General features: G+C 43.8%; 12 protein-coding genes and 1 pseudogene. 5 read left to right on the plus strand and 8 right to left on the minus strand.

Features of this window, described 5'->3' with window-relative positions:
- Complete coding sequence (locus J2S25_RS02095) at window positions 1-1,251, minus strand: Zn-dependent hydrolase (RefSeq protein ID WP_307191104.1); 1,251 nt, start codon at window positions 1,249-1,251, stop codon at window positions 1-3.
- A gap of 189 nt (window positions 1,252-1,440) precedes the next feature.
- Here J2S25_RS02095 and J2S25_RS02100 point away from each other — a divergent pair, with 189 nt between their 5' ends.
- Window positions 1,441-2,826, plus strand: coding sequence for a GAF domain-containing protein (locus J2S25_RS02100; protein ID WP_307191105.1), 1,386 nt, complete (start codon window positions 1,441-1,443; stop codon window positions 2,824-2,826).
- Between the two features lie 45 nt (window positions 2,827-2,871).
- Window positions 2,872-3,285: a PucR family transcriptional regulator gene (locus J2S25_RS02105; protein ID WP_307191106.1), complete on the plus strand. Its 414-nt coding sequence runs from the start codon at window positions 2,872-2,874 to the stop codon at window positions 3,283-3,285.
- A 29-nt stretch (window positions 3,286-3,314) separates the two neighbouring features.
- Here the strand turns inward: J2S25_RS02105 and J2S25_RS02110 are convergent, their stop codons facing one another.
- Entirely contained in the window at window positions 3,315-4,601 is a 1,287-nt protein-coding gene (locus J2S25_RS02110; RefSeq protein ID WP_307191107.1) for a uracil/xanthine transporter, read from the minus strand.
- 792 nt (window positions 4,602-5,393) lie between these two features.
- Between J2S25_RS02110 and J2S25_RS02115 the strand changes: the two genes are divergently transcribed.
- The 3 genes from J2S25_RS02115 to J2S25_RS02125 all read left to right on the plus strand — a co-directional run bounded on the left by J2S25_RS02115 (window position 5,394) and on the right by J2S25_RS02125 (window position 7,630).
- The gene (locus tag J2S25_RS02115; RefSeq protein WP_307191108.1) at window positions 5,394-6,173 is read left to right on the plus strand and encodes a transporter substrate-binding domain-containing protein; all 780 of its coding nucleotides are present in this window, start codon (window positions 5,394-5,396) and stop codon (window positions 6,171-6,173) included.
- Between the two features lie 87 nt (window positions 6,174-6,260).
- The gene (locus J2S25_RS02120; protein ID WP_044392722.1) at window positions 6,261-6,905 is read left to right on the plus strand and encodes an amino acid ABC transporter permease; all 645 of its coding nucleotides are present in this window, start codon (window positions 6,261-6,263) and stop codon (window positions 6,903-6,905) included.
- Entirely contained in the window at window positions 6,902-7,630 is a 729-nt protein-coding gene (locus J2S25_RS02125) for an amino acid ABC transporter ATP-binding protein (RefSeq protein ID WP_044392724.1), read from the plus strand. The genes J2S25_RS02120 and J2S25_RS02125 overlap by 4 nt, the downstream gene beginning before the upstream one ends.
- Window positions 7,631-7,678: 48 nt before the next feature.
- On the opposite strand, the gene J2S25_RS02130 is transcribed toward J2S25_RS02125, so the two are convergent.
- From J2S25_RS02130 to J2S25_RS02155, 6 genes and pseudogenes are all read right to left on the minus strand, one after another.
- Window positions 7,679-8,392, minus strand: a complete 714-nt coding sequence (locus J2S25_RS02130) for an N-acetylmannosamine-6-phosphate 2-epimerase (RefSeq protein WP_044392725.1) — start codon at window positions 8,390-8,392, stop codon at window positions 7,679-7,681.
- Window positions 8,393-8,453: 61 nt separating this feature from the next.
- Window positions 8,454-10,340 (minus strand): annotated as a pseudogene (locus J2S25_RS02135) (fructose-specific PTS transporter subunit EIIC).
- 130 nt (window positions 10,341-10,470) lie between these two features.
- Window positions 10,471-12,414 carry a BglG family transcription antiterminator gene (locus tag J2S25_RS02140; RefSeq protein WP_307191109.1) on the minus strand — a complete coding sequence of 648 codons (1,944 nt, stop codon included), beginning with the start codon at window positions 12,412-12,414 and terminating at the stop codon, window positions 10,471-10,473.
- A 674-nt stretch (window positions 12,415-13,088) separates the two neighbouring features.
- Window positions 13,089-14,012 (minus strand): proline iminopeptidase-family hydrolase, encoded by a 924-nt coding sequence (locus J2S25_RS02145; RefSeq protein WP_307191110.1) that lies wholly within the window; start codon window positions 14,010-14,012, stop codon window positions 13,089-13,091.
- Between the two features lie 54 nt (window positions 14,013-14,066).
- Window positions 14,067-15,458, minus strand: a complete 1,392-nt coding sequence (locus J2S25_RS02150) for an APC family permease (RefSeq protein WP_307191111.1) — start codon at window positions 15,456-15,458, stop codon at window positions 14,067-14,069.
- A gap of 24 nt (window positions 15,459-15,482) precedes the next feature.
- The gene (locus J2S25_RS02155) at window positions 15,483-16,142 is read right to left on the minus strand and encodes a GntR family transcriptional regulator (RefSeq protein ID WP_307191112.1); all 660 of its coding nucleotides are present in this window, start codon (window positions 16,140-16,142) and stop codon (window positions 15,483-15,485) included.
- Between the last annotated feature and the right edge of the window lie 44 nt (window positions 16,143-16,186).

The following is a 16,186-nucleotide window of genomic DNA, read 5'->3' on the forward strand; positions in this document are numbered from 1 at the left end:
TTAATTGGATTTCACTTCAGATGTTGCAACTGCTAGTTTCTTTAGTGTTCCGCAGAGTACTTTCGCCCCATCGGCACAATCTTCCTTCGAACTCCATTCTGCCGGATCATGGCTGATTCCTCCCTTTGAGCGGACAAAAAGCATTCCTATTGGGCAAAAATTCGTAAATTGCATTCCATCGTGTCCTGCCCCGCTTGGAAGGGTTACTGCCCGCATTCCATTTTCTTCAAGTACCTCTGTTGCTGCCTGTTGGATTTCCTTGGAACAAGGAGCCGGTGGAATCCGCTGCAAATCCTCAACTGATAATCTTACTCCATGCTCCTCGGCAATCGCTTTGGATCTTTGCAGAATTGCCTGTTCAGCCTTGTCCCTTGTTTCTTCATTGATATCTCGTAGGTCTAGTGAGAATTCGACCTTGCCTGGGATGATATTAATTCCTCCTGGAAAAATTTGAAGCTGGCCCACCGTTCCGACAGTCGAGCCAATCCTTTTCACTTCCTCTTCGATAGCCACAATCATTTTCGAAGCAGCGACCATAGCATCATGTCTGCCTACCATCGGCGTATTGCCAGCATGCCCAGCCTCGCCGTCCACCGTAAACTTCAGCCAAAGCGGGCCAGCCAAACCGGAAACAACACCAACGGAGAGGCCTTCGCGTTCTAGTACTTTCCCTTGTTCGATGTGAACTTCTATGTACGCTTTGACGTCCCCTCCTTTTTTCCGGGCAGCATCTTTGTATTTTTCAGGATCCATTCCATTTTCAGCCATTGCCTCAGCAATGCTTATCCCTTGCCTATCCCGATTCTCCAGTTCTTCCCGGGTCAAGATACCTGCCAGCCCCCTGCTCCCAATCATTCCAAAACTGAAACGAGCTCCTTCTTCATCCGTAAATACAATCACTTCAATTGGATGCTCAGTTGCAATCCCTTCCTCCTCGAAAGTCTGGACAGCCTCAATTGCGGCAATCACTCCGAGTGGCCCGTCAAAATTCCCGCCGTCATAAACAGAATCAATATGCGACCCCGTTAGAACCGCTGGTGCTCCTGCAGAAATGCCTTCCCTTCTGCCAATCAGATTCCCCACCTCATCTTCCCTGACAGAGAGGCCAGCCTCTTTCATAAATGAAGCAACTAATTTTTTTGCCTCTCGTTCTTCTTTTGTAAAAGAAAGGCGGGTAACTCCTCCATTTTCAGTCGCTCCAATTGCACTAAGCTTCTGCAGCCTTTCCCAAAGCCGGTTTGGATTTACCATGCGAACATCTCCTAAAACAATTTTTGAATTTTTTAATAATTATAAATGTTTGAGTATTCTTTTCTATGTGTTTTTCCACAAAATTTCTTTCAAACAATTAGTGTTTTTCACAAAATCGGGAGAATTTTTTGATATTATAAACAAGAAGATCATATTTTTTGTGTTTTCTAACAAAAGCGGGGTGTATTTATGAAAGAAACGCTGAGCCACAGGCAGCTGCAATTACTCATCCAGGTATCCAATGTGTTGAATTCTTCCCTGCAGATCGATACAATCATTGATTCCATTATGGTTCAGACGGTTTCAGTTATCGATGCTGCAGGCGGAGGCGTTTTGTTTTTATATGACAAAGAAAACGATGTATTGACAGCCAAATCTGATAGCAAATTTAAATCCAATATCCTCGAGGAAGTACGTCTTAAGCCTGGAGAATCGATGACTGGGCTTGCATTCACAGCTAAGCAATGCCTCATTTTCTCCAATCGAACCGAGGTTGAAAGAGCAACAGCAACCCTTTCAGCTAAAAATATGAGGCTTATGATGGAGTCTATTCCAACCCTTCCCTATTCAACCATCTGCGCCCCGATTTTTTTGAAGGGGGAATGCATAGGAGTTATTACCCTCGATTCTTTTGACCCATCGCAACGATTCATTGCTGAAGACATTAATCTCCTTCAGGCCATCACCCATCAGGCTGCTGTGGCGCTCGAAAAAGCAAGCTTATACAGGGAACAGGAAAATGCAGTCAAACAGCTTGAACATCTGAACAACATGATAACCGAGCAGAACCTCGCACTTTCCAGGTCGGTGGAAATACACAACAGTTTGGCCGATCTCGTTCTGAATGGCGAGGGGCTTCCGTCCATTCTTGGTTTTCTTCACAAAAAAATCGGACTGCAATTGCTTCTTTTTGATGAAATTGGAGAGCTGATTGCAGCCTCCCATGACAGTGACTTCCCTGAGGAAGATATTGAAAGGGCAAGATCTACAGCTATATCCCAACTAAAAGGCTCGGGATTCAGCAACTTTCCAACCTATGAGCAAATTCACGACGACAGAACCAGGCTCGCCATTTTACCAGTCGGCACAAAGCCGAGGCTTCTTGGGGCGCTGGCGATTGCAGCCAGAGATGAAATCAGTACGGTTGATATTTCAGCTCTCGAACATGCGTGTACTGTCCTATCTCTGGAACTTGTGAAGAACCAGGCGGTTTTTGACGCTGAAGAGCGAATGCACGGGGAATTGATTGATGGGCTATCAAAGGGGCACCTGGATGAGTCCATTCTACAGAAGGCAAGGCTTTTTGACTTTGATCAAAATGGGTATTTCATGGCAATTATCGTCCATTTGGACAATGTCGATGATTTCCAGAAGAGGACAAGCATTTTAAGACATCTGGCTTCAATGGCAAACAGAGCTTTTCAGCAAAATCATCTTAAAGGCATTGTAGCCAAAAGACAGGACCAAATCGTCGTCATACTCGCTTTTCAGCAGAAAGTATCGACAACCTTCGCTTCACAAAATGTAAAAGAGCTGGTATCTCTGCTTCAAAAAGAAATTGCTCTAAAAAGCTAGGGCACAACCGTTTCGATTGGGATCGGCCGGATCCACTCTGGTCTAATGATGGCTTCCAAATCTCTTCAGGAGGCGGCAAAGTGTATCCAGTTTATCAAGAGCAATGGAGCAAAAAACCAAATCATCAGTTACAGGGATTTAGGAGTACAGCGACTTCTCCTCCAAAATTCAGAAGGAGAACTTACAGATTTTATGGAGGAAGTGCTTGGTCCGCTGATAACATATGATAAATCAAAAAAAGGCGAGCTAATGCCAACCTTGTTTGCCTGGCTTGAACATAACCAAAAAGCAAAGGAAGCGGCAGAATCCCTGCATATCCATACGAATACATTGATGTATCGACTAAAAAGGATTGAAGAAATCCTCGGGGTAAGCCTTTCAGACAGCAGCCAGTTCTTGAACATCCATCTTGCCATAAGCCTTTATCCTGCCTTGAAGAGGAAAGGAAAATCAAATTAAAAAGCAGGACTGTTCTGTACGTTATTCTTTTACCGGTTAAATTTATCCCATCGGACAGTATTTTCCAAGAGAATTGCCAAAAGAATTCCCATCAGCATTCCATTAAACACGAGCGGTCTAATCATCATTGGAATTGTACTGAATGCAGATGCCGGTATATTCATCAAGGCTATTCCGAATAGGACCGGTGCGGCAATACGGTATATTGTTTTATGGCTCAGTTCGATCCCTTCAAGATTCCTGACTGCTCCATTAAATAACTGCAGATAAGCAACAAAGAGGACTGCATTCCCCACACTTGCAGGAAGAGTAGAAAAAAACGAACCGAGCGGAGGCACCAGGCCAAGGATCGCAAACAATCCGCCTCCAATCAAAAGCGGCGCCCTGTTCATGATCCTCGTCGACTGAAGGAATCCAATCGATGAGATGTATGGCGCATAAGGAACTAGGCCAAAGAGTCCTGCAAAAACCGAATTTGCTCCGGTAAGCAGGAACGCCCTGCGGTATGTTCCCTCATCTGGGTTTTTTTTCAAAAGGGACGCGACCCCTTTCACAGAAGCCATCGTATTTGTCGTATTCACCAAACCGGCAAGAACAGCGAATAAGACAATTCCCGAGTTGAAATGCAGTTCCCCCCATGGAAAAAGCATGAACAAATTCCCTGATCCTGCTTCCGCTTGCGGCTCTGTATCGAAAAAGAATGCAAAAAGGATCCATCCAATAACAATCCCGATCAAAATAGAGAAGTTACTGATTAAGCCTGGTCCTTTTATAGTAAGAAATGCGACCAGGATGACAAGAAAAACCGAAAGAGCAGCAACAGGCATATTTATCCCGCCATTTTCGGTAATACCAAACATTCCTTTCACAAAAATAAGGATCAGTTGGCTTGCAAGCAAAAACATCACCTCACTCATCACAACAGGAGTGAACATCCTGTCGAGGATTTTGCCAATTCCTAAAAGTCCAAGGGTGGCAACAAGGATTCCTGAAAGGATGATACCGAGTGATAGAGAACCTCCTACTTCCGTCAGGGTATAGCCGGCTGCCGAAGCTGAGGCAGCAATGCTGAGGATTGCCCCCCACCATAGGCCCGCCTGACCTTCCATAATCGGATACTTATGACCGATCAATACTTGAAGAATGCAGGCTACACCTGTAAAAATAAACGAAAGCTGCAATGCCGAAGCTGTCTCTGCCGCGGAGAGATCAAAAGCATGCCCGATCGTGATCGGAATGACAACCGTATTAGCAAACATAAAAAATAACCATTGGACCCCGGCGAGCCACATGGCTGTTGACTTAAGTGAATTCATTCTCGAAGCCCCCTTATATGAGACTTTTTTTATCATATCATGACTCTATCTTGCAAAGAAACTTATTTCGTGACACTACATAATTTAGGCGGGATATTAGTATCCCTAAGCGGATAATCTTCGAGATGAGCTGGCCGTATAGAAGTGGGAAAATCTAAAATACACCCCTTTTCGGGCTGTATCCATGCATTTTTCCTCTCTTGCCGGAGAAACTCAATCAAACATTACTAAAATTATTATTCTCAGTGCCAATTTGGAAGAAACTCGGACAGCTTTTGTGGGAAAAACCGGAAAGCTGTCCGAACGGGGGTCTACTTCGGACAAATTTTGAGCTCTATTAGAGAACAAAGAAAAAGAAGGGCGTTAACTTTAACTTGCACCTTCTTTCATATGGCTTGCGTACTTTTTGTATTAATTTGTGAAGATCCAAAAGCGTGTGATTTCCCTGATAACTGCACTTTTCTGTAACAAGTGCGATTCCATAAGATTTTGAACAGGTATTTGCTGCTTTCCATGTTAACATCCGCCCTTTCAAATTAATTTCCATAGGAAAAAGAACATCCGTAAACTGCCTTTAAATTAATAGTAGTCTGTCTTAAAGGTGATCTCAATGCTTATCTCAAAAAGGACTGCCTAATCCACTGTGTTTACTCTTTTCGTTACATAAATATACAACAAACCTTCCTTTCCTCCCGCCGCCAAAAGTCCCGAAAGTTTTTTCCATTGCATTAAACTGAATATCTTTGATATCATGACTTATGAACTGAATTAGCAAGAGAGTGGAGGGGTTGGATGATAAGAGTAAAGTTAGTGAGCTTTTTAATGGCAATGATGCTTGTTTTAGCTGCATGCGGATCGAACGATGGAACAACTAGCGGGGGAAGTGGCGACGCTGGCAAAACGTATACTGTTGGGGTCGATACGACTTATCCTCCGTTTGAATTTGAAGAGGGCGGCGAGTATAAGGGAATCGATATTGATGTCATCAATGCGATTGCCGAGGAAGAAGGCTTTAAAATTGAATTGAAGCCGATGGACTTTGGCGGAATTATTCCTGCGATTCTTGCTGATCAATTGGATGTAGCCATCGCTGGTATGAGCATCACCGATGAGCGCAAAGCAAAAGTCGACTTTTCCGATCCATACTTTGATGCCGGGTTAACACTTGTTGTGTCAGAAAATAATAGTGACATTACTAGCATGGATGACTTGAAAGGCAAGGTCGTCGCCGTTAAAAATGGTACAACAGGTGCTCAATATGCCGAGAAGATCAAAGAAGAAGCTGGCATTAAGGAAGTTCGACAGTTCAATGACAGCCCATCGATGTTCCAGGAAGTTGCCAATGGGAATGCAGATGTTTTGATTGAAGACTACCCTGTTATCGCGTATGCGATTAAAACAAGCAAGCTTGACCTGAAGACCGTCGGAGATCGCTTGAACGGCGACCAGTATGGTATCGCTGTAAAAAAAGGCACGAACCAGGACCTGCTTAGCAAAATAAACAGCGGCCTTCAAAAAATTCGTGATAATGGCAAGTATGACGAGATCTTAAAAACGTATCTTGGAGAGTAAAAAATTTTCAGCACAAAGAGTAACAACATTTTCAGCGCGCTCTTGTAAAGCGCGCTGTCTTTTTCGAGAAATGAAAGGAGCTTGAATATGGAGATTTTCCAGGAGGCCCTTCCCGTTTTATGGGCCGGGTTAAAACTGACAGCGTATATCACCGTAATTGGGTTGCTGTTCGGATTCATCATCGGGTTAATTACAGCACTTTTCCGCCTTTCACCGATTTCACCTTTAAGGTGGGTCGCGATTTGGTTCATAAACTTTGTCCGCGGAACACCTTTCCTCGTTCAATTATTCTTTATTTATTTCGGCTTGAATACCCTGCCGTTCATATCGCTTCAGCCAGTCACTGCCGGGATTGTTGGTATCGCCATCAATGCGGGTGCCTATATCGCCGAAATCGTCCGAGCCGGCATCCAGTCTATCGACAAAGGCCAGACGGAAGCAGCACGAACACTCGGTCTGACCGGTGCGCAGACGATGCGTTATGTCATTTTGCCGCAGGCATTAAGAAGGATGCTGCCGACCTTTGTAAACCAGGCGATCATTAGCCTGAAGGACACGTCTCTCTTATCCGTCATCGGCATTGCGGAACTGACACAAAGAGGACAAGTCGTTGTATCAGCAACCTATGAACCTTTTAAAATTTGGGGAATGGTAGCATTAATGTATTTCATTCTAATATACTTACTTACCAAACTCGGCGACTATTTAGAGAGGAGGTATGAACAGCGATGAGCGTGATTCAAGTCGATAATTTAAAAAAATCCTTCGGGCAACTCGAAGTGTTAAAAGATATTAGTACAGAGGTGAAGGAGCAGGAAGTGGTTTGTGTCATCGGTCCTTCCGGTTCTGGAAAAAGTACCTTCCTGCGATGCTTGAATAGGCTTGAAGATATCACAGATGGCCATGTCATTGTCAATGGACATGATATCACCGACCCGAAAATCAACATCAATAAAATTCGCCAGGAAGTAGGAATGGTGTTCCAACACTTCAATCTCTTTCCGCATATGACCGTGATGGAAAACATTACGCTGGCCCCAATCAAAGCGAGGGGTGCGGACAAAGAGGCAGCGAAACAGACAGCCCTTCAACTTCTGAAAAAAGTAGGGCTCGAGGAAAAAGCGAATAGCTATCCGGGAGAGTTATCCGGCGGCCAAAAGCAGCGTGTCGCTATTGCCAGAGCTCTTGCAATGGAACCAAAGGTTATGTTGTTCGATGAACCTACCTCCGCGCTTGATCCCGAAATGATCGGAGAAGTTCTCGAGGTAATGAAAGATCTTGCCCGCGAAGGAATGACAATGGTCGTCGTCACGCATGAAATGGGCTTTGCCCGTGAAGTCGGCGATCGCGTTATCTTCATGGACGGCGGTTTTATCGTGGAAGAAAATGTACCTAGTGAATTATTTGGTAACCCACAACACGAACGTACTAAAGCATTTCTAGGAAAAGTATTGTAATGGATCAATGAAGAAGCATCGGGAACGCAGTCGTTCCCGATGCTTCTTTCATTTACAGATCCATGTCATACTCTGTGGATCCGGCCCCTTCATCGTTTCCGCAAATCTTCTCGTAATAGTCTGCGGCCGCGTGATCGCTCCCCCAACAACAACCGCATGGGCACCTAATTCCAAGCATCTTTTGGCCATCTCTGGCGTAAGAATATTTCCTTCAGCAACTACCGGAATGTTTACGTTAGCAATCATTTCTTTTAAAAGCTGAAAGTCATGATCATATACTTTCTGTCCAGCTGTTTCAACGGTATAGCCGACTAAAGTAGTGGAAACACAATCAAATCCTAATTCCTGCGCAAAAAATGCCTCTCCCACCGTCGCTATGTCTGCCATCAGCAGTTGTTGCGGAAATTTCTGTTTTACTTCTGTAAAAAAGGTTTGCAGATCGTTTTCACCAGGACGTTTTCGCTTTGTTGCGTCGGTGGCAATCATCTCAGCTCCAGCAAAGACTAGCTCCTCCACTTCTTTGATCGTAGGCGTGATGTAGACTTTGGAGTCCGAATAGTCCTGCTTTACAATTCCAATTACCGGGAGTTTTACATTCCTCTTGATTTCATATAAATCCGCCGCTGTATTTGCCCGGATTCCTACAGCTCCTCCGTGCTCTGCCGCAAGCGCCATTCTGCCCATAATAAACGGGCTGTGCAAAGGCTCGTTCTCCAAAGCCTGACACGATACAACCAAGCCTTTATGAATTTTCTCAAGCATGATTACTGTCTCCTTCCATAAAAAAGAGAAGAGATTGATTCATCTCTCCTCTGCATTTTTCCTATTCGATTTCTTCAAGCAGCTTATATGCGTCGTCTGTTGTCTGGACATGGATCAGCGACTCTCTGAACTCTTCATTCATTAATTTACGGGAAAGCATTTGCAGGATTTTCAAGTGCTCGTTCCCAGCGCTTTCTTCGGGAACTGCAATCATGAAGATGAGCTTGGCCAATGAGCCATCGGCACTTTTCCAATCCACTCCTTCCCTTTTAATGCCAAAAGCAACCTGAGGAGATGTTACAGCTTTTGACTTGCCGTGAGGGATGGCAATACCGAAACCGATTCCTGTGCTGCCTTCTTCTTCCCGTTTTTCAATCGCCTTCCTGAATTTACGCTTTGATTTAAGCACACCTACTCCATCAAGCTTTTCGATCATTTCATCGATAATCTCTTTTTGTGTGGAGCCTTTAAGCTCTGTGCTAATTAGCTCGCGGTTCGTCAAATCGGTTAATTTCATCGATAACACTCCTATCAGTTGCTTCGCAAAGTTGATTTAGACGTTCTTTTTTAATAAGTTTACCATAAAGGCTGCGACAAAGACTCCTGCAAGAATGCCAATGAAGTACATAACTGGGTTTGTTATCGCTCCAAGAACAGCTACGACCGGTCCTCCGTGTGGGACGTTATTGCCCACATTGCCAAGCATGGCGATAACGGATGCGAGCATGGATCCAACCATAATACTAGGAATAACGCGCAGCGGATCTTTTGCAGCAAAGGGGATAGCACCTTCCGTGATCCCTACGAGACCCATTGCCAGTGCCGCTTTTCCTGCTTCTTGTTCGGCTTCTTCGTATTTCTTCTTGTTCAATAAAGTTGCGACGCCCATAGCGAGCGGCGGGACACAGATTGCTGCTGCAATTGCCCCCATCACCTCGGTGTTTCCTGCGCCAATCATACTTGCACCAAACAGGAAGGCAACCTTGTTGACAGGACCACCCATATCAAATGAAATCATCGCGCCGAGGAGTAAAGCAAGCACAATGCTGCTTGCGCCCTGCATTCCATTAAGGAAGGCAGTCAATCCATCCATCAAACTTGCAATCGGAGCACCGACTATGAAGATAAACAAAGATGCAACCGCTAATGATGCTAAAAGCGGAATAACCAGAATCGGCATAATTGGCTGAAGCATTTTCGGAATCGGCCAAGTTTTAATCCACTTCGCAACGTAACCAGCTACAAAACCAGCAAGGATTCCTCCAAGGAAACCAGCACCTGCTTCACTGTCGTAAAAACTTCCATTTGCTGCAATATAGCCGCCGATCATACCAGGAGCAAGACCCGGACGGTCCGCAATGCTCATTGCGATAAATCCAGCAAGAATTGGCACCATGAATGTGAAACCTGCTGCACCTACACTAAGAACCTTGTTCCACATCGACCCTTCCGGAATTGCCAGGCCAGTATCTGTCGGTTCCCCTCCTAATGCTAAAGCAAGAGCGATCAATAGTCCGCCAACAACAACGAATGGGATCATATAAGAAACTCCATTCATCAAGTGGCGGTAAACAGGGTTTTGCTTGCTCTTTCTTTCTTCCTTCAATTTATTAATTGTCGATTGGTGATCGCCTTTATACACTGGTACATTCCCAGTTTCAAAGCGCTTAATTAAATCCTCTGCTTTATGAATCCCATCTTGAACCCCAGTTTCAAACAACCTTTTTCCAACAAACCGGCTTTTATCTACCGTTTTATCTGCTGCAATAATAATGCCGTCGGCTGCTTCGATCTCGTCAGCGGTAAATTCATTTTCCACACCGATCGAGCCTTGCGTTTCAACCTTAATGGAAACACCCAGCTTTTCAGCCGTTTTCTGAAGATTTTCTGCTGCCATATACGTATGAGCAATACCATTTGGACAGGATGTAATCGCCAATAACTTCATTTTGTATACCTCCTCGAAGAATAGAGTAACAATAATTACATCCTTATCATACCCGAAACGAACCAATCCAAAAGTACTACTTTTACCGTAAGTTCCGGCAATATGAAATTAAGGAAAAACGCTTTCACTTTTACTGAAAAAACTTCCCCACTTTTTCAGCTGATGATAATTCCCTTAATTTCTGCACGTCTGCTTGATCATCCATCAACCGTGAGATTTCTTTGAACAACTCTTTTAACATGCCTTTATTTTTATGATCAATTGCCAGCAGGAACACTACTGAAACCTTTTCACTCCCCCACGGAATCGGGTTTTGGAACAGAGCGACGGCTAGTTTGGCTTCATTGACAAAATCAGGGTTTCCGTGCGGAATCGCAATGCCGCTACCGATAACGGTAGAGGACTGTTCTTCCCGCAAGTAAACAGATTGCTTATATTCAGGTTTTGCAGCTCCTTTTTCTATCAGAAGGTCTGCGAGTCTGCCAATAATTCCCGGCCTGGTAGTCCGTTCTGAATTTATCACGATCAAGTCTTTCTCCATCAGCCAGCCGATGGTCGGATAGTTTTTTGCTAGTTGTTCAGGAACAGGATTCTCTAAAAAGTCTTTTATCTTCCTTTCTTCTTCTAGCATTAGAAAAGGAGAAACCGTGATTAGTGGTACCGAGCTACTTTCAAATGGTACGGTACTGATGATCAGATCTGGTTTTTTCTCGTTGATTTCTTTTTTGCTATCCTTGACGGAGGAAGTTCCGACTATCTCAAGATGATGGAATTTCCTTTCGAGCTTCGTCTGCATCAGCTGCGACATGCCTACACCCATCGAACATACGAGCAGCACCTTCCTGTTGGTAGAAGTTTGCTTGCCAAGCCTCTCAAATGAAGCCTGAAAATGCAGGGTAATATAGGCGATTTCATCCTCAGGAACAGTGAGCTTTTCCTCTTGCAAAACAGCTGGCATCACATAAAAAATCGTTTCAAATAGCGTAAAATACATTCTTTTTATGTCGTGCAGCAACGGGTTCTTCACTGGAAAAGAGTACTTTAGCCGGTAAAAAGTCGTTTGCATATGCAATGCTAGCCCGATCAACAAATGGTGGTCATTAAAATATGGGTCTCCCGTCACATCAGAAACGGCTGATATCAACTTTTTGGTAAAAGAAACAGCATCCTGATCCAGTTTTGCCAACTCATTTCCCATTTTCGCCACATCAATCGTGGAAGGATAATAAATCCTCGAACCAAGGATTCGAACAGTGATATACATTATTTCTTCCTTAGGAAGGTTGATTGCCATAGCTTTTTCAAGATCCTTGGCAAACTGACGGATTATCCCATATTCAGCCTTTCTTTCTATCTGGGCTATCTCCTCATTCGAAAGCTCAATCCTGCTGCCTTGCTTCACCCTTTTAATCGATATTAAAATATGGGTCACTAGATTTTCAAGCGCCTCATCTGTAAAAGAAAACCCAAGTTCGCCTTCCAATTTCCTTAACCTGCTTCTCGTAAAATCAATTTCCCCTTGTTCAAATATACTACCAACCGATCTCCGTTCCTCCGCAGCCGCTTGAATGATCAAATGGGTAACCTGGGAAAGTGCACTTCGCCAACTCTTTTCTACGCCAATCACTTCAATCCCATGCCCCTGCTTCTTTAATAATCGCAACTCAAACCTTGCGAGCCACTCTTCTATTTCTTCAAGGTCACTCCGAATCACAGTCTTGCTGACATAAAAATGCTCAGCAAAGTCTTGTAATGTGGAGGGCCCATCTTTTAACAACAGCATTTTGATAATGTTCAGCTTCCTTAAAGTATCCGAAACCTCATCGCCGTTCATTTTCTTCACTCTTTGGAAAATCGTTGCTTTTTCTTGCTGGTTCCCGTCGATAAAAATCCCCAGACCTGGCTTCCTAACCATTCGCAAGTTCGTCTCCGCATCGAGCCAATCGTCTATTATTTTAAAATCATTCCTGATCGTTTTCTCCGAGCACCCCGCGATATCAGCCAACTCTTTTACAGAAAAGGTTTGGTCCCTTTCGAGCAAGACCTTCAATACCTCATAGTGTCGATTATTCATATAATCCCTCTTACTCTCGTTTTGATAATTTTACCCACAAATCAGACTTTTGTCAGCGAAAAAAATTGCATTGCCAACTCTCGTCGACATTTTTTCCTCCTAATCACCCGGTTTGCTGGTGGCGGTTCAACCATAACATAAGAAGGGAAACTTTTGTATGGTAGGCGCTTTTTTAGACGGTTCCTATTGGCCCTTCTTCTTCGAACTACTTTTCGCTTTTTCTGCCGAAATCTGTCCGAACTTGGCTCTTATTCGGACTACTTTTCACCTTTTCCTGCAAAACCTGTCCGAACTTGGCTCCAGTTCGGACTACTTTCCGTCTTTTCCTGCCAAACCTGTCCGAACTCGGCTCTTGTTCGGACTACTTTCCGCCTTTTCCCACAAAACCTGTCCGAAGTTGACTCTAGTTCGGACTACTTTTCGCTTTTTCCGCCGAAACCTGTCCGAAGTTGGCCCCTGTTCGGACTACTTTTCCTCTTTTCCTGCGAAACCTGTCCGAAGTTACCCTTGTTCGACCGTATTAGCAGGACGATTAAGAAATTTGAGGAAGACTATCTGAAAAAAGAGTAAAATGTGTTCCTGCCGCTCGGAAAAACGCTTATTCTTTGAGATTTTTCCCTGCTCTCCGCCATTAAATAAAAAAGGGACGAGAGCTGTTGCCCTCGTCGCTGTTTTTATGCTTTTGCTGAATGATTTGCTGGTCCAATTTGCTTCCCAGCTTCCACATCCTTAATGAAGTTTTTAATGAAAGCAAAGTAGGTTTCGGAATCATCCCACATCGATAGATGGCTGCCATTTTCGCAAATGCCTACGCGTGAGTTGGGGATACGTCTGCCCATTTCTTTTTTGTCTTCCGGATCCATCGAGTCATATTTTCCGCCCAGAATCAGTGTCGGCACTTTGATTTCATGGATATCGTCCCAGCGATCCCAATCCTTGAACGTTCCGTTAACCAAAAATTCATTAGGTCCTTGCATCGTGTTATACACTTGAGGATTCATTCGCGAAAATCCTCTGACCACGGACTCTGGCCATGGAACAAGGCGGCATATATGTTTTTCATTCAAATGGATCTGAATCAGCTCCTGGTATTCAGGATTTTCATAGTCTTCTGCTGCTTCATATGCTTTCATCGTCGTGACGATGTCGGCAGGAAGCTGGTCACGCAGGTGGTTGATATGCTCCACATAGGATGCAATACTGGCTGTCATATTGGATATGATCAATCCCTTTAGATTCTCTTGGTATTTCAATGCGTATTCCATACCGAGCAATCCGCCCCAGGAAGAACCGAACAGATAAAACTGATCCAAGCCCAAGTATTTACGAACCTCTTCTACTTCTTCTCTAAATCGTTCTACATTCCAAAGCGAAGGATCATTCGGCTGATCTGAATGATACGATCCTAGCTGGTCATAAAAATATATTTCTATTCCTTCGGGCGGCAATTCATTTTCAAAACAAGACAGGTATTCATGAGTACTTCCCGGTCCCCCATGTAGCAGCAAAACCTTGATTGGGCTTTCCCCTACTCTTCTTGTCCATACATGGAAGCCTCCGCTAATGGGTACAATTTTTGTTTGTGCACTGGTCATCATTTTTTCCTCCCATTCAAATGATTGAATCCTTCCCTATAGAAATATTCGCAGGCATTATAGGTCCTTCAAAGCAGCAGGTACTTCTTTGTATCCCTTAGATTTAATCGCACCGATTACGACTCCAATTGCCAGCCAGCTAAAGCCGACAATGAAGGTCATTTTGTCAAAACCAGACCAAACATAAGCGATCACACCAAATCCGATTAGTGGAAACACTACATACTGAAAAAATCCTCTCGTACCGCGTTCTTTCTTTTTAAGATAGAAGTACACGAACACGGTCAAGTTCAACAACATAAACGATGTTAAAGCACCGAAATTGACAAACTTGATAATCGTTTCAATCGATAGCACATTTGCAGCTATTACAGACAAAGCTCCTACAAAAACGGTCGCATTAAATGGTGTTTTGTAATTAGGGTGAATCTTTCCTAAAAAGCTTGATCCTGGTAAAAGTTTGTCCCGGCTCATCGAGTACAAGATTCTTGAAATAGCCGATTGAGCCGCAAGTGCATTGGCAACACCAACAGCAAGTACATTCACAATGATTAAAGTATAGTAAAGGAAACTACCGCCTGCTTCTTTTGCAATATCGAAAAAGCCCATGTCCGGATCAAGATTGGTGTACTGTGGGTGAACCAATGCAGCCAAATAAGTTTGTGCCATAAAGATCAAACCAAGGATCACAAGTGCAGCAATTGTTGCACGCCCAACTGTTTTCTGAGGATCTTGCGTCTCTTCTGACAATGTACTGATTCCATCGAATCCTAGGAAGCTTAACACAGCAATCGAGGTTGCCGTAGCGATAAAACCCAAGTTGACATGTTCAGCCTGGAAAAGAGGAGCCATCGAGAATCCACCTGCGCCCAATCCATCCATGAAGACAAATTTGACAGCGAACCCGATGAATATGAATAACGCCAGAACCTCAATTCCCAGTAAAATGAAGTTCGTTTTAGCAGCCAGCTGAACGCCACGTCCGTTGATAATGGTGTTGAGGATAATAAATAATAATACCCAGACAAAAGCAGGCACCGACGGGACAAGACTATTCAGCCATAATCCAGAAAATGCATATAACAACGAAGGTGCCAAGATGTAATCCACAAGGATCATCCAGCCTGCCAAAAATCCAATATGCGGATTGAGACCTCGCTGTACATAGGAATAAACAGATCCTGCAATTGGAAACTCTCGACTCATCCTGCTGTAGCTAAAAGCCGTAAAGACCATGGCGATGATTCCAACCAGATAAACGAGAGGGACCATTCCAAAGCTTTGCTGCGAAACAATTCCATACACCCCCATTGGGGCGATTGGAACCATAAAAACCATTCCATAAATTAATAGATCCTTAAAGGTAAGAACCCTTCGGAGTTCTTGATTATAATTGGCAGCAGCAGCCGTTGCGGCTCCTACTCCCGTACTTGCCTTAACTTGTGTCATCGTGTAGACCTCCCTAAATGTAATTTAATCGATTCTGCTATCCCAGGCTGATAGCAGCTTCTCCTTCCCCTTTGCATAATGGTCCTTCAGTTCAGCAATAAAGTGATCCTTTTTTCCCAACTTAAGAGCATCTGCTAACATTCGGTGAGTATGAGGAATATCCTCTACCTTCTCACTGCTGAGACGAAATACTTCCGCAAAAATCAGATCAATTAACGCAGTATACGAGTCCCAGCTATCTTTTAATCTTTTATAGCCAGATAATGCAATGATTTGCTTGTGGAATTCATAGTCTAGTTCAACCAGCAAATCCTTTCGATTGTTCTTTGAAGCTTCCTCCATTCTTGAGATTATTTCCTCTAATTTTTTTACCATTTTAGAAGAAACATTATGAAAGCCTAATTCGACCGCATTCTTCTCGAGGTAAAAGCGGATATCATAGATCTCTTGGATATCACTTTTTTCTAATGGAGTGACAAACATCCCTTTTCTGGGGACATACGTTACCAATCCTTCCTGGCTTAAAATCCTTAAGCTCTCTCGAATTGGCCCTCTGCTTACATTCAACAAATTAGCAACTTCTACCTCATTCACTCTCTCACCCAACTTTAAGTCGCCATCAATAATCAGTTTTCTTATAGTATGAATCGCTTCTTGCTGCAGGGTGTTTACAATAATCGTCATGTTGGTTGCATCCCTCCCTTGGAAAAACTGTTAACTGTACATTG

This window comes from Mesobacillus stamsii, from assembly GCF_030814065.1.
Taxonomy (GTDB): Bacteria; Bacillota; Bacilli; order Bacillales; family Cytobacillaceae; genus Mesobacillus; species Mesobacillus stamsii.